The organism is Kocuria sp. BT304 (genome assembly GCF_003290245.1).
Taxonomy (GTDB): Bacteria; Actinomycetota; Actinomycetes; order Actinomycetales; family Micrococcaceae; genus Kocuria; species Kocuria rhizophila_A.
Map to the genome: position 1 here is coordinate 1,117,440 of NZ_CP030039.1, position 22,868 is coordinate 1,140,307.

At 71.5% G+C, this 22,868-nt stretch carries 21 protein-coding genes and 1 other RNA gene; 12 read left to right on the forward strand and 10 right to left on the reverse strand.

All coding sequences use genetic code 11. The features are described 5' to 3' along the window. Nucleotides 1-43 precede the first annotated feature (43 nt). Together DNL27_RS05095 and DNL27_RS05100 are read left to right on the forward strand one after the other, a co-directional pair. The gene (locus tag DNL27_RS05095; protein ID WP_112234897.1) at nucleotides 44-520 is read left to right on the forward strand and encodes a pilus assembly protein TadG-related protein; all 477 of its coding nucleotides are present in this window, start codon (nucleotides 44-46) and stop codon (nucleotides 518-520) included. 239 nt (nucleotides 521-759) lie between these two features. Further along, on the forward strand, nucleotides 760-1,119 hold the full coding sequence (locus DNL27_RS05100; protein WP_370447108.1) for a DoxX family protein: 360 nt from the start codon (nucleotides 760-762) through the stop codon (nucleotides 1,117-1,119). A 194-nt stretch (nucleotides 1,120-1,313) separates the two neighbouring features. Here DNL27_RS05100 and DNL27_RS12250 read toward each other — a convergent pair whose 3' ends face one another. Both DNL27_RS12250 and DNL27_RS05105 read right to left on the reverse strand, forming a co-directional pair. Then, nucleotides 1,314-1,478, reverse strand: coding sequence for a hypothetical protein (locus tag DNL27_RS12250; protein ID WP_204360333.1), 165 nt, complete (start codon nucleotides 1,476-1,478; stop codon nucleotides 1,314-1,316). Between the two features lie 27 nt (nucleotides 1,479-1,505). Then, a complete protein-coding gene (locus DNL27_RS05105; protein WP_112234898.1) occupies nucleotides 1,506-2,678 on the reverse strand; it encodes a glucose-1-phosphate adenylyltransferase family protein in 1,173 nt (390 codons plus the stop codon). 82 nt (nucleotides 2,679-2,760) lie between these two features. On the opposite strand from DNL27_RS05105, the gene prfB reads away from it, so the two are divergent. Beyond that, nucleotides 2,761-3,879 (forward strand): peptide chain release factor 2, encoded by a 1,119-nt coding sequence (prfB, locus tag DNL27_RS05110; protein ID WP_012398002.1) that lies wholly within the window; start codon nucleotides 2,761-2,763, stop codon nucleotides 3,877-3,879. Between the two features lie 74 nt (nucleotides 3,880-3,953). After that, entirely contained in the window at nucleotides 3,954-4,442 is a 489-nt protein-coding gene (smpB, locus tag DNL27_RS05115) for an SsrA-binding protein SmpB (protein ID WP_012398003.1), read from the forward strand. 12 nt (nucleotides 4,443-4,454) lie between these two features. Here the strand turns inward: smpB and DNL27_RS05120 are convergent, their stop codons facing one another. Continuing rightward, nucleotides 4,455-6,227: an ABC-F family ATP-binding cassette domain-containing protein gene (locus DNL27_RS05120; RefSeq protein ID WP_204360334.1), complete on the reverse strand. Its 1,773-nt coding sequence runs from the start codon at nucleotides 6,225-6,227 to the stop codon at nucleotides 4,455-4,457. Nucleotides 6,228-6,545: 318 nt separating this feature from the next. Here DNL27_RS05120 and ssrA point away from each other — a divergent pair. Together ssrA and DNL27_RS05130 are read left to right on the forward strand one after the other, a co-directional pair. Continuing rightward, nucleotides 6,546-6,913, forward strand: a transfer-messenger RNA (tmRNA) gene (gene ssrA, locus DNL27_RS05125). Nucleotides 6,914-7,079: 166 nt separating this feature from the next. Next, on the forward strand, nucleotides 7,080-7,955 hold the full coding sequence (locus tag DNL27_RS05130) for a hypothetical protein (RefSeq protein ID WP_012398005.1): 876 nt from the start codon (nucleotides 7,080-7,082) through the stop codon (nucleotides 7,953-7,955). A gap of 124 nt (nucleotides 7,956-8,079) precedes the next feature. Here the strand turns inward: DNL27_RS05130 and hisN are convergent, their stop codons facing one another. From hisN to DNL27_RS05150, 4 genes are read right to left on the reverse strand one after another with little or no spacing between them, the layout of a single operon-like run. Beyond that, entirely contained in the window at nucleotides 8,080-8,880 is an 801-nt protein-coding gene (hisN, locus tag DNL27_RS05135) for a histidinol-phosphatase (RefSeq protein ID WP_012398006.1), read from the reverse strand. Nucleotides 8,881-8,884: 4 nt separating this feature from the next. After that, nucleotides 8,885-10,000, reverse strand: coding sequence for a ribosome small subunit-dependent GTPase A (gene rsgA / locus DNL27_RS05140; RefSeq protein WP_058956266.1), 1,116 nt, complete (start codon nucleotides 9,998-10,000; stop codon nucleotides 8,885-8,887). Between the two features lie 4 nt (nucleotides 10,001-10,004). After that, nucleotides 10,005-11,342: a 3-phosphoshikimate 1-carboxyvinyltransferase gene (gene aroA / locus DNL27_RS05145; RefSeq protein WP_112234899.1), complete on the reverse strand. Its 1,338-nt coding sequence runs from the start codon at nucleotides 11,340-11,342 to the stop codon at nucleotides 10,005-10,007. Between the two features lie 14 nt (nucleotides 11,343-11,356). Continuing rightward, complete coding sequence (locus DNL27_RS05150) at nucleotides 11,357-11,893, reverse strand: DoxX family membrane protein (RefSeq protein WP_012398009.1); 537 nt, start codon at nucleotides 11,891-11,893, stop codon at nucleotides 11,357-11,359. Nucleotides 11,894-12,102: 209 nt separating this feature from the next. Between DNL27_RS05150 and DNL27_RS05155 the strand changes: the two genes are divergently transcribed. Next, nucleotides 12,103-12,783 carry a sigma-70 family RNA polymerase sigma factor gene (locus DNL27_RS05155; RefSeq protein WP_012398010.1) on the forward strand — a complete coding sequence of 227 codons (681 nt, stop codon included), beginning with the start codon at nucleotides 12,103-12,105 and terminating at the stop codon, nucleotides 12,781-12,783. Between the two features lie 3 nt (nucleotides 12,784-12,786). Continuing rightward, the gene (gene rsrA, locus DNL27_RS05160; protein ID WP_012398011.1) at nucleotides 12,787-13,053 is read left to right on the forward strand and encodes a mycothiol system anti-sigma-R factor; all 267 of its coding nucleotides are present in this window, start codon (nucleotides 12,787-12,789) and stop codon (nucleotides 13,051-13,053) included. A 153-nt stretch (nucleotides 13,054-13,206) separates the two neighbouring features. Here rsrA and DNL27_RS12620 read toward each other — a convergent pair whose 3' ends face one another. From DNL27_RS12620 to DNL27_RS05170, 3 genes are all read right to left on the reverse strand, one after another. Next, nucleotides 13,207-13,281, reverse strand: coding sequence for a 50S ribosomal protein bL37 (locus DNL27_RS12620; RefSeq protein WP_098054049.1), 75 nt, complete (start codon nucleotides 13,279-13,281; stop codon nucleotides 13,207-13,209). Nucleotides 13,282-13,372: 91 nt separating this feature from the next. Beyond that, nucleotides 13,373-13,972, reverse strand: a complete 600-nt coding sequence (locus tag DNL27_RS05165) for a GDSL-type esterase/lipase family protein (RefSeq protein ID WP_058956268.1) — start codon at nucleotides 13,970-13,972, stop codon at nucleotides 13,373-13,375. 129 nt (nucleotides 13,973-14,101) lie between these two features. Continuing rightward, on the reverse strand, nucleotides 14,102-17,926 hold the full coding sequence (locus DNL27_RS05170; protein WP_012398013.1) for a multifunctional oxoglutarate decarboxylase/oxoglutarate dehydrogenase thiamine pyrophosphate-binding subunit/dihydrolipoyllysine-residue succinyltransferase subunit: 3,825 nt from the start codon (nucleotides 17,924-17,926) through the stop codon (nucleotides 14,102-14,104). A gap of 523 nt (nucleotides 17,927-18,449) precedes the next feature. Between DNL27_RS05170 and DNL27_RS05175 the strand changes: the two genes are divergently transcribed. From DNL27_RS05175 to DNL27_RS05190, 4 genes are all read left to right on the forward strand, one after another. Next, on the forward strand, nucleotides 18,450-19,907 hold the full coding sequence (locus DNL27_RS05175) for a GuaB1 family IMP dehydrogenase-related protein (RefSeq protein WP_112234900.1): 1,458 nt from the start codon (nucleotides 18,450-18,452) through the stop codon (nucleotides 19,905-19,907). Between the two features lie 126 nt (nucleotides 19,908-20,033). Further along, a complete protein-coding gene (locus tag DNL27_RS05180) occupies nucleotides 20,034-21,011 on the forward strand; it encodes a metal ABC transporter solute-binding protein, Zn/Mn family (protein ID WP_112234901.1) in 978 nt (325 codons plus the stop codon). 13 nt (nucleotides 21,012-21,024) lie between these two features. Continuing rightward, nucleotides 21,025-21,909 carry a metal ABC transporter ATP-binding protein gene (locus DNL27_RS05185; RefSeq protein WP_012398017.1) on the forward strand — a complete coding sequence of 295 codons (885 nt, stop codon included), beginning with the start codon at nucleotides 21,025-21,027 and terminating at the stop codon, nucleotides 21,907-21,909. Further along, the gene (locus tag DNL27_RS05190; protein ID WP_012398018.1) at nucleotides 21,906-22,823 is read left to right on the forward strand and encodes a metal ABC transporter permease; all 918 of its coding nucleotides are present in this window, start codon (nucleotides 21,906-21,908) and stop codon (nucleotides 22,821-22,823) included. The genes DNL27_RS05185 and DNL27_RS05190 overlap by 4 nt, the downstream gene beginning before the upstream one ends. The last annotated feature ends 45 nt before the right edge of the window (nucleotides 22,824-22,868 follow it).

Consider the following 22,868-nt stretch of genomic DNA (forward strand, 5'->3'; position numbering starts at 1 on the left):
TCGTCGTGCGGGAGATCGCTGCCCGGCCCTCCCACTGGTCCGTGTGCGGGCGGTCGCTCCGGGCACCCGGGCCCGGAGTGCGGACCCCGAGGACCCGGACGCGGGGCAGACCACCGTGGTGCTGATCGGTTTTGCGCTCGTGAGCCTGCTGCTGGTGGTCACGGTCCTGGCGATCACGAGCGTGTACGTGGGCGAACGCCAGCTGCAGTCGTTGGCGGACCGCGCCGCGGGTGCGGCGGCGGACACCTTCACCAACGTGGACCGCTCGGGCGGCGGGCCGCCCACGCCCGTGCTCACGAACGACGCCGTGGCCGGGGCCGCGGCCAGCTACCTCGGCACCGTGGGGGCGTTCCAGGACGTCAGCAGCCTGGCGGTCGGTGCGCCCACGGGCTCCACGGACGGCACCACCGCGCGGGTCACCCTCACCGCCATGGTCCACCCGCCGGTGGTCAACGTGATCGTCCCGGCCGGGGTCCCCATCTCGGCCACGGGGGATGCGCGCGCCGTCATGCGGCGCTGAGCGCGCCGGGGACCCGGGCCGGCCCTGGAAGTCCGCCCGGAGCGCTGACGGCCCGCAGCTGCGGGGGAGAGATGCCCCACAGTCCGGGGCGGCGCATTCAGAAGTTGACGTGTCATCGGTAATTGAGTTTCCACGACAAGTAAAACTGCCATGACCACTGACCGCCCCGTCCTCGACCGCTCTGCCGCCCCGGGCGTCGATGCGCCGGCGCAGCCCGCCGCTGGCGCGCGTCCCGGCACGTGCGCCCCACCCCCGCCGCCTCGTGGGGTCTGCTGCTCCTGCGGGTGGTGCTGGGCGTCACCTTCGTGCTGCACGGCTGGCAGAAGGTCGCCGAGTGGGGCATGGCCGGCACCGCCGAGGGCTTCGAGGGCATGGGTGTGCCCGCGCCCGCGGTCTCGGCCGTGCTCGCCGCGGCGGTGGAGCCGCTGGGCGGGCTCGCGCTCGTCCTGGGGGTTCTCATCCGGATCGCGGGCGTGCTGCTGGCGCTGGACATGGTCGGTGCGCTGGTGCTCGTGCACGCCTCCGCCGGGTTCTTCGCGGCGGACGGGGTGTCGAGTACGTCCTGGTGCTTGCCGCCGCGGCGCTGGCCCTGGCGCTGACCGGCCCCGGCCGCTACGCGCTGGCGGGTCTGGTCCCCACCCAGGGGGCAGGGCGCTACCTCGCCTGATCCCCTGCTGACCGCAGCTCACGGCCGGAGCGACGTCGTCCCTGACGACGTCGCTCCGGCCGTTGTCGTTGCGGCGACGTCCCGAGGTTAGGCCGGGACGACCCCGGGGGAGGGGGCAGGGTGGGATCAGTGCCGACGCACGAGCCGCAGCGCGCGCAGCGTCCGGTCGGCCCACCGCAGGGGCGGCAGGAGCGGCAGGATGCGCAGCGCGCGGCGGGCGCCCTGGTGTCGGACGGTGCGCCACAGCTCGCGGCGCAGTGCGGGTCCCAGGGTCTGGCGGGAACGGAGCATCGGGGATGGGTCCTCTCAGTGCGGCGGTCAGTACGTGTCCGCGTCCCGGGGGAGGGTCGCGGAGGTGTCGAACGGTTCGCGGTCCGCCACGGTTCCGGAGCGGTCGACCACGGTCACGTGCCCGGAGCTGCCGCGGCGCGAACCACCCGTGATGTGGGCACCGGAGTCCGCGACCACGTTGAGCAGCTCCACCCCGGGGCCCACGTGCACGCCGTCGAGCAGCACGCAGTTGCGCACCACCGCGCCGGCCTCGATGGTCACGTTCTCGCCGACCACGCAGTGCTCCACGGTCCCGGCCACGTGCGAGCCCGGGGCCACGAGCGAGCGGGTGACGGCGGCGTCGTCCGCGATGAACGCGGGCGGCAGGGGAACCTGGCCGCTCCAGATGGGCCACGCGGGATCGTCCAGGGTGGCGCCGTCCCCGTCGAGCAGCTGCAGCTGCGCGGTCCAGTAGGACTGCACCGTGCCCAGGTCCATCCAGTACCCGGGGTGGCGGTGCTCGACCACCGTGTGGTGCTCCAGGACGTGGGGGATGAGGTCCTCGCCGTAGTCGCCCAGCTGGCCGAGCTGCTCTTGGAGGGTTTCCAGGGCGCCGAGCAGCACGTCCGTGGTGAAGAGGAACATCTCCCCGGCCACCAGGTCACCGGACGGCTCCTCCGGCTTGTAGCTGAAGTCGGTGACGTGCCCGGAACTGTCGACCTGCACCACGCTGTAGCGGGAGGCGTCTTCGTGGACCCGGGTGGTCACCATGGTCAGGTTCGCGTGCTGGGAGAGGTGGGTGTCCACCACGTCCCGGAAGTCCACCGTGTAGAGGTGGTCCGCCGAGAGCACGAGCACCAGGTCCGGGTCCGCCTCCCGGATCAGTCCGGCCTGGCGGAAGATCGAGTCCGAGTTGCCGGAGGCGAAGCCCTCGCCGTCCGCGCCCTGGTAGGGCGGCAGCACGTGCAGTCCGCCGTGGGAGCGGTCCAGGTCCCAGGGGCGGCCTCCGGCCATGTAGAAGTTGAGGTCGTGGGGCAGGTACTGCTGCACCAGCCACACGTCCGTGATGTGCGAGTGCACCAGGTTGGACAGCGAGATGTCGATCAGCCGGTAGGTGCCGCCCACGGGCAGGGCAGGCTTGGCGGTGTGGTCGGTCAGGGCGCCCAGGCGTGATCCCTTCCCTCCCGCGAGAACCAGTGCGAGCACGGTGGGTCGTTGCATCCTCAGTCTCCTTACCAGGCGGGATCGCTCCCGAGCCTACCGACTCACGGGGCGCGCGGGCCATGACGTAAAGTGGTCTGCTATGGCCACCATTGACTACGCTGCAGAAATCCGTGCCCTCCGTGCCACCTACGACTCGGTGGCCGCGGTCAGCGACGCCGAGATGCTGCTGAAGGAGATCACGGAGCTCGAGCAGCAGGCGGCCGCGCCGGACCTGTGGGACAACCCGGACGAGGCCCAGAAGGTCACCTCGCAGCTGTCCCACAAGCAGTCCAAGGTGGACCGGCTGCGCAAGATCGAGAGCCGCATCGACGACCTCGAGGTCATGGTGGAGCTCGCCGAGGACGAGGACGACCAGGAGACCCGGGACGCCTCGGCCACCGAGCTCACCTCCATCCAGAAGGCGCTGTCCGAGCTGGAGATCCAGACCCTGCTGGCGGGCGAGTACGACGAGCGCGAGGCCGTGGTGACCATCCGCTCCGGTGCCGGCGGTGTGGACGCGGCGGACTTCGCGGAGATCCTCATGCGCATGTACCTGCGCTGGGCCGAGCGCCACGGTTACCCCACCAAGGTGCTGGACACCTCCTACGCGGAGGAGGCCGGGCTGAAGTCCGCCACGTTCGAGGTCAAGGCCCCGTACGCGTTCGGCACGCTGTCCGTGGAGGCGGGCACCCACCGCCTCGTGCGGATCTCCCCGTTCGACAACCAGGGCCGCCGCCAGACCTCGTTCGCCGCAGTGGAGGTCATCCCGCTCATCGAGTCGGACGACACCGTGGAGATCCCCGAGACCGAGCTGAAGGTGGACGTGTTCCGCTCGTCCGGTCCCGGTGGGCAGTCCGTGAACACCACGGACTCCGCCGTGCGCATGACCCACATCCCCACGGGCATCGTGGTGTCCATGCAGAACGAGAAGTCCCAGATCCAGAACCGCGCGGCCGCGCTGCGCGTGCTGCAGTCCCGGCTGCTGCTGCTCCGCCAGGAGGAGGCGGACGCCAAGAAGAAGGAGATGGCGGGGGACGTCAAGGCCTCGTGGGGGGACCAGATGCGCTCCTACGTGCTGAACCCGTACCAGATGGTCAAGGACCTGCGCACCAACTACGAGGAGGGCAATCCCAGCTCCGTGTTCGACGGCGGGATCGACTCCTTCATCGACGAGGGCATCCGCTGGCGCGCCGGGGCGCGCCGCGACAACGAGAACTGAGTCTGCACCGCACCGCCCGGCCCACCCACGGGGGCGCCGGGAGAGCGGGGCAGCAGTGAGGGAAGAACGGGCCGATGGCCAAGAAGAACGCTGACGACGGCCGCCAGATCGTGGCCAACAACAAGAAGGCGCGGCACGACTACGCCATCCTCGACACCTACGAGGCCGGGCTGGCGCTCATGGGCACCGAGGTGAAGTCGCTGCGCATGGGCAGGGCGTCCCTGGTGGATGCGTTCTGCCAGTTCGACAACCGCGGTGAGCTGTGGCTCGAGCACGCGCACATCCCGGAGTACCTGCAGGGCTCGTGGACGAACCACTCGGCCCGGCGCCGCCGCAAGCTGCTGCTGCACCGCGCGGAGCTGGACAAGATCGCGGGCAAGACGCGCGAGGCCGGCTACACCATCATCCCGCTGTCCCTGTACTTCGTGGACGGCAAGCGCGTGAAGGTGGAGATCGCCGTGGCGCGCGGCAAGCGCGAGTACGACAAGCGCCAGACCCTGCGCGAGAAGCAGGACAACCGCGAGGCCCAGCGCGCCATGCGCTACCGCAACATGCGCGGCTGAGCCCCGAGCGTCTCACGCGGCGGGCGCCTCCAGGCGGAGGTGTCGGCCGTTCCAGGTCCGGCGCAGCCAGCGGTCGTGCGAGGCGACGACGACGGTCCCCGGGTACTCGGGCACGGCCGCCTCCAGTTGCGTGGCCAGCACGAGGGACACGTGGTTGGTGGGCTCGTCCAGCAGCAGCACGTGCGGCGGGTCCGCGAGCAGGGCCGCCAGGGCCAGCCGACGCCGCTGCCCCACGCTGAGCTCGCCCACCGGCCGGTTCTCGTCCCGCCCCGCGAGCAGCCCGAACGTGGCCAGCGGGACGGTCTCGGCGAGCTCCGCGCCCACGAGGTCCCGGTAGACACGGGATGCGGTGCGCTCCGGGGCCGCATGGGCCACGGAGTCCTCCTGACCGAGCAGCCTCACGTGCACCCCGGGCGCGCGGTGCACGGCGCCGTCGGTCGGCTCGCAGACCCCCGCGAGCAGCCCCAGCAGCGTGGACTTGCCCGCGCCGTTCGCCCCGGTGAGCAGCCACTTCTCGCCCGCCCCGATCGTCAGGTCCACCGGGGCCAGCCGCCCCGCCACCGCGGCGTGCGACGCGCTCAGCACCGGCCCGGTGCGCGCGAGCTCCCGCCCCGAGCCCCGTGCGGCGGCGGTGAGACCCCGGAAGAACAGCTCCTGCGGGGGTCTGCGCACCTGCTCCTCCTTGAGCGTGGCCAGGCGCGTGCGGGCGTCGTTGACCCGGCGCGAGACCGCGGTGGCATTGCGGTCCGCGTAGAACTTCTTGGCCATCCGTGTCTCGGAGCGCGGGCTCCAGTTCGCGTGGCCCACGCTCTGCTGCTCCCTGACCGCGGCCCGCAGCTTCTTCAGCTGCGCCTGCTCGTCCCGGTAGGTGCGCTCCCACCGCTCGCGCTCCTCCAGCCGCGCCAGGACGTACTGCGAGTAGGTCCCGCTGAAGCGGGTCACGCCGATTCCCGTACCCGTCCCATCACCCACGAGGTCCGCGGTGGCCGCGTGCGCGCGCGGGGCCGGATCCAGGTCCACGAGCGAGCCGACCGTGGCGTCCAGGAACGCGCGGTCGTGGCTCGCGAGCAGCACCGGGCCGGGCCAGGAGCGCAGCGTGGCGGAGAGGAAGTCGATGGCGGAGTCGTCCAGGTGGTTGGTGGGCTCGTCCAGCAGCAGCACGTCCGGGGCGCGGAGCAGGGTCCACGCGAGGGACAGCCGGGCGCGCTGCCCGCCGGACAGCTCCCCGGCGCGCCGGTCGCGGTCGACGCCGCCCAGGCCGAGTCCGTCCAGCGTGGCACCGATCGTGGAGTCAACGTCCCACGCACCGGTGCGCTCCGCGGTCTCAAGTGCCGCGGCGTAGCGCTCGCTCACGCGTTCGTCGTGCGGGGCGGCGGCCAGGGCGCGGGCGGCGTCGTCGACGGCGCTGGACGCCTCGCGCACGTGCCGCACCGCAGCGTCCACGGCCTCGGCCACGGTGTCCCCGGGCGCGAACGGGGGTTGCTGGTGCAGCAGGGCCACGCGGGCGGGTGCCCCATGGGCGGCCAGGGACCGCACCGTGCCCGCGTCGGGCGGGTGCAGACCCGCCATGATGCGCAACAGGGTGCTCTTGCCGGAGCCGTTCTCGCCGATCAGACCGGTGGGACGGCCCGCAGTCACGGTGAACGTGATGTCCGTGAGCACGCGACGCGTGCCGAAGGAGGCGGAGACGCCGTCCACACTCACGTGGGTGCCCGTGGCACCGGGCGTGCCCGGGGATGCGGCTCCGCGCGCGGAGGCGGACGCGGGGGTGTGGTGTGAGGTCACGAGAGTCCTGGGATGGTCGCGGTCCCCGCCGGGCAGCGGCCTCGGGTGCGGGGATTCGGGCGGGACTCATCGGGACATGGCCCCACCGTAGGGGACCGGGAGTAGGAGGGCAAGGGACGGTCCACGGGTGCTCGCTGCGCTTTGACCCGTGGACCGGGCCACACCGCACCTGGACCAGCGTCGGGGCCCGGCCGGCGCAGCGTCGTTGTGGCCGCCGCGGGCTGTTGACGCGCGCGCACGAGCGGACGTATTCTTGTATATCCACGACACGGTGCGGTTTCCCGCCCGGTGGCGTGGTGCTCATTGAAAAATGAATACGGGGATGATCGGTTTCGACGATGTGAGTTGAGACAGGGGAAGCGGGTCGAGGATGCAGAGTTATCTCGTAAACGCTCTCTGTAAAAATACAAGTGCCAAATCCAAGCGCACTGACTTCGCTCTCGCTGCGTAAGTAGCCTGAGCAGTCTGTCAGCCCAGGTTCACCTTCGACCTGGGATCTGACATCAGCTAGAAGGTCACTGCTCTGGACGTACGTCACGGACGTCCAGGGGACTTTCACGTGACTGAGTCCGGCGGCCACTCGTGTGCGAGATGGCCGGGACTGAGAAACCTGACAGCACACTGCACCCGGAGAAGCCCTGACAAAGCTGCATCGGACGGGGGTTCAATTCCCCCCATCTCCACCCTGGATGTCCAACGACATCCATGAAACGCCTCGGACCCCAGCGGTCCGGGGCGTTTTCTCGTTGCGGCTCACGAACGCCGCCGGGTCCGGTTCCCCGGGACCGCCCGGGCACGTGTGGAAGACTGAGTCCGAAACGCCTGCACCACGACCGAAAGGAAGGCGCCCCCATGAGCGAACGTCCTCACGAGAACTCGGGCTCCTCGTCGGCCTCCCGCCACGAGCAGCCGCAGTACGGCCAGTACGCCGAGAACCAGCAGCCCACCGGTGGGCAGCAGCCCGAGTACGGCCAGTACTCGCAGGGCGAGTCGGCCGCGTCCGCTCCGCACGCGGGCGGCGACGCCCGGTACAGCGACGCCTCCGCCCGCCACGACTCCGGTGCCCAGGGCGGCCACGACCGCTCCGGTCAGGGCTACGGCACGCAGGGCCACGGAACCCAGGGGTACGGCAACCAGGGCTACGGCGCTCAGGACGGCGGAACCCAGGGCTACGGCGTGCAGGGCCACAACGCCCCGGGCTACGGCTCACAGGGCTACGGCGACCAGCAGGGCTACGGCACCCAGGGTCACGGTGCTCAGAACGGCGCCGGCCAGTACGGGACCAGCGGGCGTGACGCCGCCGGGTACCCCACCTACTACCAGGACGGCTCCGGCCACCAGGCCTACAACTCCCCGTCCCCGTACGGGCAGAACATGGGGCCCGAGCCGGGCAAGGGGTTGGGCATCGCCTCGCTCGTGCTCGGTGCCGTAGGCATCCTGACCTTCTGGTTCCTGGGCCTCGGCGGGTTGCTCGGGCTCGTGGGGCTGATCCTCGGCATCGTGGCCGTGGTCAAGGTGCGCAAGGCCGGCCGCGGGTCCATGACGCTGGGCGTCGTGGGGCTCGTGCTCTCGGCCCTCGCGCTGATTGGCGGGGCCGTCGTGGCCGTCGCTACGGTGTGGCTGTTCTCCACGGCCGGGGACTGCGCGCAGTACGCGGACCAGTCGGACCAGACCGCCATGGAGCAGTGCCTCAACGAGAAGATGGGCCTGTCCACCACCGCGCCGTGACGCGCGAGCCCGCCCCGCGGGCTCCCGGACGGCCCGCACGGGCCGTTGCGCACCACCGGCGGCGTCACCGCGGCACGAGGCCCGGTTCCCGCCAGGGGAACCGGGCCTCGTGCCGTTGGGGGGTCTACGCCTCGCGCGTGCCCAGGGCGTCCAGGGCGGCGTCGTGCAGGGCCCCGTTGCTGGCCAGGGCGTTGCCGCCGAACGGGCCGTCCTGGCCCGCCAGGGACGTGAACCGCCCCCCTGCCTCGGTGACGATGGGCACCAGGGCCGCCATGTCGTAGAGGTTGAGCTCGGGTTCGCACGCGAGGTCCACCGCGCCCTCGGCCACGAGGCAGTAGGACCAGAAGTCCCCGTACGCGCGTGTGCGCCACACGCGGTCTGTGAGGTCCACGAAGCGGTCCCGGATGCCCAGCTCGCGCCACCCGGACAGGGACGAGTAGGAGAGGGAGGCGTCCTCGAGCGTGCTCACCGAGGACACCGAGATCCGCTGCGCCTGGGACAGCGAGCGGCCGGTGAAGGCCCCCGAGCCCGTGGCGGCCCACCAGCGGCGGTTCAGGGCCGGTGCGGACACCACGCCCAGCACTACCTCGCCGTCCTCCACCAGGCCGATCAGCGTGGCCCACACGGGGACACCGCGCACGTAGTTCTTGGTGCCGTCGATGGGGTCAACCACCCACTGGCGGCCGCCCGATCCCGTGGTGCCGAACTCCTCGCCGATCACGGCGTCCCGGTTGCGCACCCGCCCGAGCTGGGAGCGGATCACCTGCTCGGCCTCGCGGTCCGCGTCCGTGACGGGGGTGAGGTCCGGCTTGGTCTCCACCGTGAGGTCCTGGGACTTGAACCGCTTCATGGTCAGGCCGTCCACGGAGTCCGCGAGGATGTGGGCCAGGCGGAGGTCGTCCGTGTGGTTGCTGGGTGCGCGCATGGCTCTACGGTATCGCCTGTCCGAGCTGCTTCTCGCGGTCACCCTGCTGGGTCTCCCCGCGCGACGCCGCCAGCAGCCTGCGCAGCGAGTCGAGCCGTTCCGGGGCGGCCGGGGACGCACCGGGGCGGTGCACCCAGGCGTCCAGGGCGCAGCCGGGGGAGTCCGCGGTGTGGCGGCACCCGCGCGGGCAGTCCGCGGTGGCGGGCACCAGGTCCGTGAACGCGTCGAGCAGGTTCTCCTCGGACACGTGGGCCAGTCCGAGCGAGCGGATCCCGGGCGTGTCCACCACCCACGTGCCCGGGCTCGTGCCGGGGACGGTCAAGGCCCGTGCGGAGGAGGACGTGTGGCGGCCCCGCCCGGTGACGTCGTTGACGCCGCCCGTGGCCCGCTGCGCCCCGGTCAGGGCGTTGACCAGGGTGGACTTGCCCACGCCCGAGGGCCCCAGGAACACGCTGACGTGCCCGTCCAGCAGCTCCCGCAGCCGGGTGAGCGACTCCTCCGAGACGGCCAGCGACTCCTCGTGCAGCCCGGCCCCGGGGCGCTGGCCCCGGTCCGTGGCGCGTTCGGTGGTCACGGTGGTCACGTCGAGGTCGTGGAGGTACTCCAGGAACCCGGCGGGGTCCGCGAGGTCTGCCTTGGTCATGCACACCACCGGGGTGATGCCGGCGTCCCACGCGGCCGCGAGCCCGCGGTCCACGAAGCCCGTGCGCGGCGTGGGGGAGGCGGCGGCCAGGACCAGCACGAGCCGGTCTGCGTTCGCCACGATCACGCGCTCCACGGGATCGGTGTCGTCGGCGCTGCGCCGCAGCACGGTGGTGCGGGGTTCGATGCGCACGATGCGGGCCAGGGTGTCCGGGGCGCCGGAGACGTCCCCGACCACGCTCACCAGGTCACCCGGGACGATCGGCCTGCGCCGCAGCTCCTTCGCGCGCACGCACGAGACGGTCACCGCGTGGGAACTGTCCTCGTCCACCACGCACGTGTACCGGCCGCGGTCCACAGCCACTACGCGCGCCACCACGGCGTCCTCGTGGGCGGGGCGCTGCTTGGTGCGGGGGCGGGAACCGCGCTTGTTGGCGCGCACACGGACGTCGGACTCGTCCCAGGACCTGCGGGCCATCCTCTCAGCCCTCCGAGCCCACGAGCTCGGTCCACATGCGTGGGAACTCCGGCAGGGTCTTGGCGGTGGTGGCGATGTCCGCCACCTGGACGCCCCGCACCCGCAGACCCAGGATGGCACCGGCGGTGGCCATCCGGTGGTCCTGGTAGGTGTGGAACACCCCGCCGTGCAGGGCCGTGGGCTCGATCGCCAGCCCGTCCGGGGTCTCCGTGACCGCGCCCCCGAGCCCGTTGAGCTCGGTGCTCAGCGCGGCGAGCCGGTCCGTCTCGTGCCCGCGCAGGTGGGCGATGCCGCGCAGCCGCGAGGGGCCGCTGGCCAGGGCGCACAGCGCCGCCACCGTGGGGGCCAGCTCACCCGCCTCGGAGAGGTCGAGGTCCACGCCGCGCAGCTCGCGGGGCCCGGTCACGGTGAAAACGCCCTCGCGCAGCGTCACGTCCGCGTCGAAACGCGGCAGGATGTGCCGCCAGTGGTCCCCGCCCTGGGTGGTGGGCTGCGGCCAGTCGGGAATGCTCACGGTGCCGCCGGTCGCGACGGCCGCGGCGAGGAACGGCCCGGCGTTGGAGAGATCGGGTTCCACGGTGACGTCCAGCCCCGCCACGTCGCCGGGCACCACGCGCCACGAACGCTCGTCCACGCGCCGGGCGTCCACACCGGCGTCCCGCAGCACCTGCAGGGTCATCTCGACGTGCGGCAGGGACGGCACCCCGCCGGGGGCGTCGTGGCGCAGCACGAGGGGGGAGTCGAAGCGCACCGCCGCCAGCAGCAGTGCGGAGACGAACTGGGAGGAGCCGCTCGCGTCGATCGTCACGGTCCCGCCGGGCACGGACCCGGTTCCCAGGACGCGGAACGGGAGCGCGGCACGGCCCTGGTCCACCACGTGCACGCCGAGCTGGCGCAGCCCGTCGAGCACGGGACCCATGGGACGCACGCGGGCGGCGTCGTCGCCGTCGAAGTCAACCTGCCCGGTGTGCAGGGCGGCGAGCGGGGGCACGAAACGCATGACGGTGCCCGCCAGCCCGCAGTCGATGCGGACCGGGTCCGCGGCGGGGGCTGAGCGGCGGACGGGGTCGATGCGCAGGTCCGGGCCGAAGGGGCCCGGGTCCGGAAGCGATGTGACCGCAGCGCCGAGGGTCTGCAGCGCTGCGACCATGAGTGCGCTGTCACGCGAGTGCAACGGCCTGCGCACGAGGGACGGTTCGGATGCCAGCGCCGCGAGCACCAGGTACCGGTTGGTCAGGGACTTGGACCCCGGCACCGCCACCGTCCCGCTCACGGGCGAGCCGTGGCGGAACGGGGCGGGCCAGAGGTCGTCCTGCGCGTGCGACAGGCCGTTGCGCGTCACGAGGTGGCCGCTGCTCAGAAGGACACGGCGTTCTGCACGGCCTTCTCGGCCTCGGACAGCTTCTTGCGGGTGTCCTTGCCGACCTTCGCGGCGTTCTTGCGGACGTCGTCCGCGAGGTGGCTCGCGCGCCACGCGAGAGACGGGTTGCCGGACGTGTCCACGGCCGCGATCATCACGCCACCCAGCAGGGAGACGTTCTTCAGCAGCCCGGCACGGCGGGTGGCCTTGCCCTCGGAGGTGCTGGAGTCCGCGGCGCGGTACTGGGCGTAGCCGTTGAGCGCGGTGGTGCCCAGCAGGACGGTCGAAGACAGGCGGGGCAGCTTGCTCACGGCCAGCAGGGACGCGGCGGCCACCTGGGCAGCGGCCACACCCTGCGCGACGACCGCGCGGTTGGAGGTCAGCGGGCGCAGCTGCGGGGCGGCGCTCTCGACGGCCTTCAGCACGGGATCCAGCTGCCGGGCGGTCTCGGACGAGTTGCGGAACGCGTCCACACCTCCGGCGATGAAGCCGGTGGCGAGCAGCGGGCGGGCGAGACGACGAACAATGCTCATGGTTCTCCTCCTTACGGTCCCGGCATCTCCGGGAAGGCACGCCTGCCATCCTATCGGCCCGGGGGTCGCGGCACCCACGGGAATACCCGTGCGAGGACGGCGTGTTACCTCGGTGTACGCGCGCGCCGCACCCCCGCGGCGGCGCCTCGACGGGGATGGGAAGCAGGTGACGGCTCGCGATGACGGCCCCCGCCCTAGACTGGGACACGATGAACGATCAGCGAACTCACGATTCCCACGCGGTGGAGCACCCCGAGGAGGTGCCGGTCGGCGAGGAGTCCACGCAGCAGCGGCGGGAGCGCTTCGAGCGCGACGCCATGCAGTACGTGGACCAGCTCTACGCCGCGGCCCTGCGCATGGCGCGCAACCCCTCCGACGCCGAGGACCTGGTGCAGGAGGCGTACACCAAGGCGTTCTCCGCGTTCCACCAGTACAAGCCGGGCACCAACCTGAAGGCCTGGCTGTACCGGATCCTCACGAACACCTACATCAACCTGTACCGCAAGCGGCAGCGCGAACCGCGCCAGGCCAACACGGACACCGTGGAGGACTGGCAGCTGCACCGGGCGGAGTCCCACACCTCCACCGGCCTGCGCTCCGCAGAGGTCGAGGCCCTGGACCACCTGCCGGACTCCGACGTCAAGCGGGCCCTGCAGGAGCTTCCCGAGGAGTTCCGCCTGGCGGTCTACTTCTCGGACGTGGAGGGGTTCGCGTACAAGGAGATCTCCGAGATCATGGACACGCCCATCGGCACCGTGATGTCCCGGCTGCACCGCGGCCGCAAGCTCCTGCGCGAGAAACTGGGCGACTACGCCCAGGAACGAGGATTCGACACGTCCAAGGCCGGCAGGTCGGCCAAGGGCAGAGCACCGGCGAAGGATCGAGACTGAGTCATGACTGAGAAACCGTGCCCCAACGGCTGCACCGACGAGCGCATCCAGCGCATCTACGAGTACCTGGACGGCGCCCTGACCACCGAGGACCTCGAGGAGATCCACGCGCACCTCACGGGCTGCTCCGAGTGCGAGCGCGAGTACAACCTCGAGTGCGTGATCCGCTCGGTCATGAAGCGCTCGTGCTGCGAGAGCGCTCCCGAGCAGCTCAAGCGCTCCATCCTGGCCCGCATCGACGCCCAGTGCGGGGAGCACCCTGCCGCCTGAACCCGGTCAGCCGCGATGCGCGCCTCCGGGCCCCGGCGCCGGAGGCCGGCCCCGCCGCGTGAGCCCGGGCCGCCTGCCCGGCACCGACCCCGAACATGAAGAACGCCCGCAACCGTGGTGGTTGCGGGCGTTCGGCGGTTCGTGCGCAGAACTTCAGGAGTTGGGCCGCTTGCCGCGGTTGGCCGAGTTCTTGCGACGATCCTTGCGCTTACGTCCACGCTTGCTCATGATGTGCCTCCTGTGGTGATTGGCTGGAACATCGTCCGACAGTATCTCACATCCGGGCCCCCGATCTCGCCCCGGCCCGGGCGGGCACCGCTCAGCGGGGCTCGGGCAGCTGCAGCCAGTTGTACCAGCCGCGGTGCAGCACGAGCCACGCGATGAGCCCGTAGCCGGCCTGACCGGGGTTGCCGTGGTTGGCGGCGAGGTCCTTGCGCCACTGCTCGTGGTGCTGCAGGGGGTTGAACGTGTCCACGTACACGTGGTTGCGCCGCGTGGTGACGTCCCCGTACGCGGCGGAGAGGTCCGCGATCTTCCGGTTGCGCTGCGGGTCCAGCGTGGGGGGAGGGCCCACCACGAGCACCTTCACGTTGTTCTGGGTGGCCTGGTCCACAATGTTGGCCATGTTCAGCCGGGAGCGGGCCGAGGTGATTCCGAGGTCGATGTCCAGGGCGGACGGGGCGATCACCAGGCGGTTGTCGCACGCGGGGTCGAAGCGACGCACGGCCTCGTCGAACCAGCGCTCGTTGAGGGTTTCGCTGCCCTCCCCGGGTGCCGCGAGGTTGTAGGCGTCCACGGGGACCACGTCACGGGGGGTGCGTGCCATGACACGACCGAACCAGCCCAGGGCACGAGGGTCGTCCACCCCGGCCAGCAGCTCGTCGCCCACGGCCACAATGCGGATCCTGCGTTGGTCCACTCTTCTTACATCCTTCGCTAGCTGGGACCCGGGGGCCGTCTCGCGACGGCCCCCGGGCGGGTCATGCCCTGTGATCGGGCGGGGACGTACGACGCCGCGCAGCTCGCGGTCCCGTGCGCCGGGCGGCACTCACTCGCCGCGGTCGAACGCCTGCTGCACCAGGGTCTCCAGCTCCGCCGCGTGGCGCTTGGCCGAGCCGTTGGCGGGGGAGGCCGAGGCGGGGCGGGACGCGAGCGTGACCGGGCGGTCCAGCTGCGGCACGAGGTTCACGGCCATGAACGGCCACGCACCCTGGTTGGCGGGTTCGTCCTGAGCCCACAGGATCCGGGCCTCCGGGTAGCGCGCCAGCTGTTCCTTGATCTCGTCCACGGGCAGCGGGTAGAGCTGCTCCACGCGCACGATCGCGGTGGAGTGGTCGTCCGAGTTCTTCCGCTGGGTCACGAGGTCGTAGTACAACCGACCGGAGACCAGGATGACGTCGGTGACCTTGGCGTCGTCGAGCCCGGCGGTGTCGGGGATGACCGTCTGGAAGCCGCCCTGCGTGAACTCCTCCACCGGGGACGCCGCGGCCTTCAGGCGCAGCAGCTGCTTGGGCGTGGCCACGATCAGCGGGCGGCGCGGCCGGGAGTAGGCCTGGCGGCGCAGCAGGTGGAAGTGGTTGGCCGGGGTGGAGGGCTGGGCCACGATCATGTTCTTCTCGGCGCACAGCGTCAGGAAGCGCTCGATGCGCGCAGAGGAGTGGTCCGGGCCCTGGCCCTCGAAGCCGTGGGGCAGCAGCAGCACCAGGTTGGAGCGCTGGCCCCACTTCTGCTCCGCGGAGGAGATGAACTCGTCCACGATGGTCTGTGCGCCGTTGGTGAAGTCACCGAACTGCGCCTCCCACACGGTCAGCGCCTCGGGCCGCTCCACGGAGTAGCCGTACTCGAAGCCCAGCACCCCGTACTCGGAGAGCAGGGAGTTGTAGATCGAGAAGTGCGCCTGGTCCGCGGAGAGGTTGTTCAGTGGCGTCCACTCCGCACCGTTCTCGGCGTCGAAGAACACGGCCTGGCGCTGGGTGAAGGTGCCGCGGCGCACGTCCTGCCCGGACATCCGCACGGGCACGCCGTCCATGAGCACGGAGCCGAAGGCCATCAGCTCGCCCATGCCCCAGTCGATGCCGCCCTCGCGGGTCATGTCCCGGCGCTTCTCCGCGAGCTTCTTGAGCTTGCGGTGCATGGTGAAGCCCTCGGGCATCTGCACGTAGGCGTCGCCGATGCGCTGGGCGGTCTCCGGGGAGATGGCCGTGGACTTGGGCACCGAGACCCCCGAGTCCGCCTGCTGGGCGGAGGGGCGCTCGATGTTGGCGATCGCGGCGGCGTCCCCGGTGACGAGCGGGACCGTGGAGGTCTGGGCCTCATGGGTCTCGGCGAAGACCCGCTCCAGGCGCTCCTGGTAGTCCTTCAGCGCGCGGTCCGCCTCCTCCTGGGTGATGTCCCCGCGGCCCACGAGGTTCTCGGTGTAGACCTTGCGGGTCGAGCGCTTGCCGTCGATCAGGGAGTACATCAGCGGTTGGGTCATCGAGGGGTCGTCGCCCTCGTTGTGGCCGCGGCGGCGGTAGCACACGAGGTCGATCACGACGTCGTGGTGGAAGCGCTGGCGGTACTCGAAGGCCAGCTGCGCCACACGGGTCACGGCCTCGGGGTCGTCCGCGTTGACGTGGAAGATGGGGGCCTGCACGGTGCGGGCCACGTCCGTGGAGTAGGTGGAGGTGCGTCCCGCGGACGGTGCCGTGGTGAAGCCCACCTGGTTGTTGACCACCACGTGGATGGTGCCGCCCACGGTGTAGCCCTCGAGCCCGGACATCTGCATGACCTCGTAGACGATGCCCTGCCCGGCCATGGCGGCGTCCCCGTGGACCTGGATCGGCAGCACGGGGAACTCGCCGTCGCCCTCTGGCCCGGCACCCAGCACGTCCGTCTTGGCGCGCGCGATGCCCTCGATCACGGGGTCCGCGGCCTCCAGGTGTGAGGGGTTCGCGGCCAGGTACACCTGGGTCTCGTTGCCGTTGTCGGACGTGAACACGCCCTCCGTGCCCAGGTGGTACTTCACGTCGCCCGAGCCCTCGGCGGCACGGGGGTCCTGGCTGCCCTCGAACTCGCGGAACACCTGGGCGTAGGACTTGCCCGCGATGTTGGTGAGCACGTTCAGGCGCCCGCGGTGGGCCATGGCGATGCCCACGCCCGCGAGGGAGGCGTCCGCTGCCTCGGACATGATGGCGTCGAGCAGCGGGATCAGGGACTCGCCGCCCTCCAGGGAGAAGCGCTTCTGGCCCACGTACTTGGTCTGCAGGAAGGTCTCGAAGGCCTCCGCGGCGTTGAGCCGCTCCAGGATGTGGAACTGCTCCTCGCGAGAGGGCTTCTGGTAGTCGCGCTCGAGCTTGGACTGGAACCACTCGCGCTGCTCGGGCTCCTGGATGTGCATGTACTCCACGCCCACGGTGCGGCAGTAGGCGTCCCGCAGCCGGCCCAGGATCACGCGCAGGGTGAGCAGGTTCTGCCCGCCGAAGCCACCGGTGGGCCACTCGCGCTCGAGGTCCCACAGGGTCAGCCCGTAGGTGCGGATGTCGAGGTCCGGGTGCTTGCGCATCACGTACTCGAGCGGGTTGGTGTCCGCCATGAGGTGCCCGCGCACGCGGTAGGAGTGGATCAGCTGCTGGATCCGGGCGACTTTGTTGATCTGGATCTCGGGGTTGACCTGGTTGTCCACGGCCCAGCGCACGGGCTCGTAGGGGATCCGCAGGGCCTCGAAGATGTGGTCGTAGAAGTCGTCCCCGCCCAGCAGGTAGTGCTCCACGAGCTTGAGGAACTCGCCGGAGCCGGCGCCCTGGATCACGCGGTGGTCGTAGGTGGAGGTCAGGGTGATGACCTTGGAGACGGCGTTGCGGGCAATCGTGCGGGGGGAGGCGCCCTTGTACTCGGCGGGGTAGTCCAGCGCGCCCACGCCGATGATGCAGGCCTGGCCCTTGGACAGCCGCGGCACGGAGTGCACGGTGCCGATCCCGCCCGGGTTGGTCAGCGAGACGGTGGTGCCGGAGTAGTCCTCCATGGTCAGCGCGCCGTTGCGACCGCGCTTGACGATGTCCTCGTAGGAGGTCCAGAACTCCTGGAAGGACATGGTCTCGGCGCCCTTGATGTTGGGCACCACCAGGTTGCGGGAGCCGTCCTTGTTGGGGATGTCGATGGCGATCCCGAAGTTCACGTGCGCCGGGTGGATCGCGGCGGGCTTGCCGTCGGACTCGTCGTAGACCACGTTCATGGACGGGAAGCTGGACAGCGCACGGATCACGGCGTAGCCCACCAGGTGGGTGAAGGAGACCTTGCCGCCGCGGTTGCGGGCCAGGTGCGAGTTGATCACCATGCGGTTGTCGATCAGCAGCTTGGCGGGCACGGCGCGCACGGTGGTGGCGGTGGGCACGCTCAGGGAGGCGTCCATGTTGGCGGCCACGGCCTTGGCGGGTCCGCGCAGCTTGACCACCTTGTCCTCGGCGGGCTTCTCGGGGGCCTTGGCCGGGGTGTCCTCCTTGCGGTCCTCCGGCTGGGCGCGGATGGGACGCTTGGTGGCGGATCCCTCGGGGCTGTCAGCTTCGGTGTCCACGCCCTCGGGCCGTCCTTTCGCCTTGGCGCCGGTCGCTGCGGGAGCAGGGGACTGCGCGCGATCGGCCTTCTGGGGGGTCTTGGCGGCCGCGGGGGCCGACGATTTGCGTGCGGCGGGCGCGGGCGTGGTGCTCGCGGCCGGGCGCTCGCGGGCCGTCTCGGGTGCCGGGGTGCCGTCCTCGGCCGCCATCTGCTCGAAGATGGGCCACCACTTCTTGTCCACGGAGTTCTTGTCCGCCTGGTACTTCTCGAACAGCTCGTCCACGAGCCACTCGTTGCCGGCAAACTCTTCGGGGATCAGGTGATGCGGCTGGTCTGGCACGAGTGATACGCCTCTTCCATCTGTGCTGGGTGTCCCGGGTGGCGAGCTGGTCCTCGCGGCCCCTGTGTGGCTCCCACGGAGTGTACTGCGCGTGGGCAAGCCCGACGGGCTTCGCGCATGCAAAGCCATATCCGGTATCAAGTCTAGTGAGGCGGCCGGACGCGTGCCACCTGTTGCGGTGCGCGGCGGCGCGCTTCGGCGGCCGTGGGGCGCGGGGCGGCGGGGGCGACGTCGCACGATCCGGTGCGCGGGCGGCGTCGCCTTTCGCGCGGGGCCCTAGCACGGCTCACGACGGCGCCCGCGCGCCGCACGCGCGGGGCCCGCCACGACCACGGGACGTGCCCGAGGACCCGCCGCCCGGACCTCGTGACTCCCGTGGCCGCACCCGGTGGTGGCCGCGGCACGCCGTCCACGGTGCCCGCGTGACGGGGGCGGCAGGGCGGCCCCGCCGGAGGTCCCGGACGCGCGTCACGTCCGGTGCGCTCCCGCCCGGGCGACCCACGGGTCCGTAGACTCTGCTTCCGTGCGCTTCCTCACAACTCCCACCACGGACCTCACCTACAACGACGTCTTCCTGGTGCCCTCGATGTCCAGGGTCACGTCCCGCTTCGACGTGGACCTCTCGCCCGCTGACGGCACCGGCTCCACCATCCCGGTCGTGGCCGCGAACATGACCGCGGTGACCGGGCGGCGGATGACCGAGACCATGGCACGCCGCGGCGGGCTGGGCATCCTGCCGCAGGACATCCCCCTGGACGTGATCGCGGAGGTCACCGCGTGGGTCAAGCAGCGCTCGCCGCGCTGGGAGACCCCTGTGGTGCTCGGGCGCACCAGCACGGTGCACGACGCCCTCGGGATCATGCACAAGCGCCCGCACGGGCTGGTGGTCGTCGTGGACGAGCACGGTGGCTACGAGGGGCTCGTGCTGGAGGCGGACTGCCACGACGTCGACCGCTTCACGCAGCTGGGGGACCTGGCGCGCGGGGACGGGCCGCAGTTCCAGGAGGAGGACGTCCCGGCGGACGGGGACACGGCCGCCCTGCGCAGCGTGTACGAGACCATGGCGCAGGCCCGCGTGAGCGCGGCACCCGTGCTGCGGGGCCGCATCGTGGCCGGTCTCGTGACCCGGCAGGGGCTGGTGCGCTCCACCATCTACACCCCCTCCGTGGATGCCCGGGGGCGGCTGCGCGTGGGCGCGGCCGTGGGGATCAACGGCGACGTGGGGGAAAAGGCCGCCCGGCTGCTCGAGGCTGGTGTGGACGTCCTCGTGGTGGACACCGCCCACGGGCACCAGGTCAAGGCCATGGAGGCGGTGGCGGCCGTCCGGGCGCTGAACCCGCAGGTCCCGGTGGTCGCGGGCAACGTGGTCACCGGCGACGGCGTCCGGGACCTCGTCTCGGCGGGCGCGGACATCGTCAAGGTCGGCGTGGGCCCGGGGGCCATGTGCACCACGCGCATGATGACCGCGGTGGGGCGCCCGCAGTTCTCTGCGGTGGTGGAGTGCGCGGAGGCCGCGGCTGACCTCGGCGCCCACGTGTGGGCCGACGGCGGCGTGAAGCACCCCCGCGACGTCGCCCTGGCCCTCGCCGCCGGGGCGAGCCAGGTGATGGTGGGCTCGTGGTTCGCGGGCACGCACGAGGGCCCGGGCGAGATCACCGTGGACGCCGCCGGGCGGGCCTACAAGGAGTCCTTCGGCATGGCGTCCGCGCGGGCCGTGAGGCACCGCACCATCGGCGAGGACCGGTTCTCCCGGGCGCGCAAGGCGCTGTTCGAGGAGGGGATCTCCAACTCCACCATGTACCTGGACCCCCAGCGGCCCGGCGTGGAGGACCTTCTGGACCACATCACCTCCGGGGTGCGCAGCTCCATGACGTACGCCGGGGCGGCCTCGCTGCCGCAGTTCTCCTCCCGGGCCGTGGTGGGCATCCAGTCCCAGTCCGGCTACGACGAGGGGCGCCCGCGCTCGGAGTCCTGGTCCTGACCTGGCGACGTTCTCATCCCCGGTCTAGATGAGAATGGTTAGTGATATGATCGCCGTCAGTTTTGATGACACTGATTCTCATCGCGCCCGGGAGCGGAGCGCGGCGGGGATCCGAGCTGGGAGCTGATGCCCGTGACCGATCGCACCACCCGCCCCGTGGCCAGGACCGCCGCGGCCCTCGCCGCCCTGGGCGCCCTGACCCTGACCGGCTGCTCGGCCGGCGGCACACCGGAGACCGGGCAGTCTGCGGGTGGCGAGCAGAGGATCCGGGTGGTCACCTCCACGAACGTCTACGCGGACCTCGCGGCCCAGGTGGGCGGGGACAAGGTGGAGGCCACGCCGGTGATCGACTCCACGGCCCAGGACCCGCACTCCTACGAGGCCACCCCCCAGGACCGGCTGGCCGTGGAGAAGGCCGACCTCGTGGTCCGCAACGGCGGTGGCTACGACGAGTTCATGAGCGACCTCTCGCCGCAGGGCCAGCACGTGGTGGACGCCGTGGCGGCCTCCGGGCTGCAGTCCGAGGACCAGAAGAAGCAGACCGAGGAGCACGACCACGCCGCGGGGGACGCGCACCACCACCACGGAGGGTTCAACGAGCACGTGTGGTACGACGTGGAGTCCATGTCCACCGTGGTGGAGCGCATCGCGCAGCAGCTGGGGGAGGTGGACCAGCAGAACCGGCAGTACTACGCGGACAACGCCGCGACCCTGCGCACGGACCTCGCGGGGGTGGAGCGGCGCGTCAAGGACATCGGGGGCAGCGGCGGGTACGTGGCCACCGAACCCGTGCCCGGCTACCTGCTGGAGGACGCCGGTCTGCACGACGACACCCCGGCCGCGTTCACCGAGGCCGTGGACGCCGGCTCGGACGCCCCGGCGGCCGTGCTCAACGAGACGCTCGAGCTGGTGCGCGGGGACCACGTGGCCATGCTGGCGTTCAACAAGCAGACGTCCACGGGCCAGACCGAGCGGCTGCGCACCACCGCCCAGGACTCCGGCAAGCCCGTGGTGGAGTTCACCGAGACCATCCCGGACGGCATGACGTACCAGCAGTGGATGGGCGAGAACGTGGACCACGTGGCCCAGGCCCTGAAGAAGTAGGGGCGTGGACCCGGTGACAGCACGCACGACTGCCGGCTCCCCGGCGGCGGACCCCGCGGCGGGACAGGGACGCGCGGTGGGCGCCGCCGCGCACCCCGAGCCGGTGATCACGCTCGAGGACGCCCGGCTCTCGTTCGGGGACCGCACCCTGTGGTCCGGGCTCGACCTGAGCGTGGCACCGGGGGAGTACCTCGCGGTGCTCGGCTCCAACGGCACGGGCAAGACCAGTTTCCTCAAGGTGCTGCTGGGGCTGCTGCCCCTGACCGGCGGGACCGTGAGCGTCAACGGCACCCGCCCCCGCGCCGCGTCCTCCCGCGTGGGCTACGTGCCCCAGCAGCGCGGCTTCCCCGAGCGCACGCCCCTGCGGGCCCGGGACCTCGTGGCCCAGGGCGTGGACGGGCACCGCTGGGGCATCCGGCTGCACCCGGCCCGGGTGCACCGCCGCGTGGACGAGCTGCTCGAGCGCGTGGGCGCCACCGAGTACGCGAACGCCCCCGTGGGGTTGCTCTCCGGCGGTGAGCAGCAGCGGCTGCGCGTGGCCCAGGCGCTCGCGGCGGACCCCACCGTGATGCTGTGCGACGAGGCCCTGCTGTCCCTGGACCTGCACCACCAGCACGTGGTCAGCGAGCTGGTGCACGAGCAGCGCCAGCGCACCGGCTGCGCCGTGGTGTTCGTGACGCACGACGTGAACCCGATCATCGAGCACGTGGACCGCATCCTGTACCTGGCCAACGGCTCCTTCCGCATCGGCACCCCGGACGAGGTGCTCCGTTCGGACGTGCTCTCGCAGCTGTACGGCACACGGATCGAGGTGCTGCGCAGCAACGGCCGGATCCTGGTGACCGGAAGCCCCGACAGCACGCACCACACCGACGCCCCCGAGGAGATCCTCCCGTGACCACGGCCGCCATCGACTGGAGCTCGCTGCTGGGCTCCGTGTTCGTCTTCGACAACTACGGCGAGCTGCTGTCCCTGCTGCGCAACTCGATCTGGGCGGGGGCGGTGCTCGGGCTCGTGGGCGGGCTCGTGGGCACGTTCGTGATGATGCGGGACCTGGCCTTCTCCGTGCACGGGATCGCGGAGCTCTCCTTCGCGGGCGCGGCCGCTGCCCTGCTGGTGGGCGGGGACGTGGTCACGGGTTCGCTCGTGGGCTCGGTGCTTGCGGCGCTGATCATGGGCTTCACGGGGCTGCGGGCGCGCGAGGGCAACTCCTTCGTGGGGGTGCTGATGCCGTTCGGGCTGGGCCTGGGGATCCTGTTCCTGTCCCTCTACGAGGGGCGCTCCTCCAACAAGTTCTCGCTGCTCACGGGCCAGATCGTCTCGGTCTCGTCCCTGCAGCTGACCTCGATGCTCGCCCTGTCCGCGGTGGTGGTCGTGGCACTCGTGGCGCTGTGGCGCCCGCTGACGTTCGCGAGCACGGACCCGATGGTGGCGCAGGCCAAGGGACTGCCGGTGCGGGGGCTGGCCATCGCGTTCATGGTGCTGCTGGGAATCTCGGTGGCGCTGTCGGTGCAGATCGTGGGCTCGCTGCTCGTGCTCGCGCTGCTGATCACGCCGGCCGCGGCGGCCATGAACCTCACGGCGAGTCCCGTGCGCACCGTGGTGCTCTCGGTGGTCTTCGCGGAGCTTGCCATGGTGGGCGGCATCCTGCTCGCGCTCGGCGGGAACCTCCCCATCAGCCCGTACGTCACCACCATTTCGTTCGTGCTGTGGCTGCTGTCCCGGGTGGTGCGCGCGGTGCGGGAGCGCTCGTCCTCCTACCGCCGCACGACGACGCCGCAGGGCTCCGGCGCGCAGCGCACCGTCGCCTGAGCGCGGGGCTCCCAGCAGGGCGACCACCGCGGCGACCCCGACACG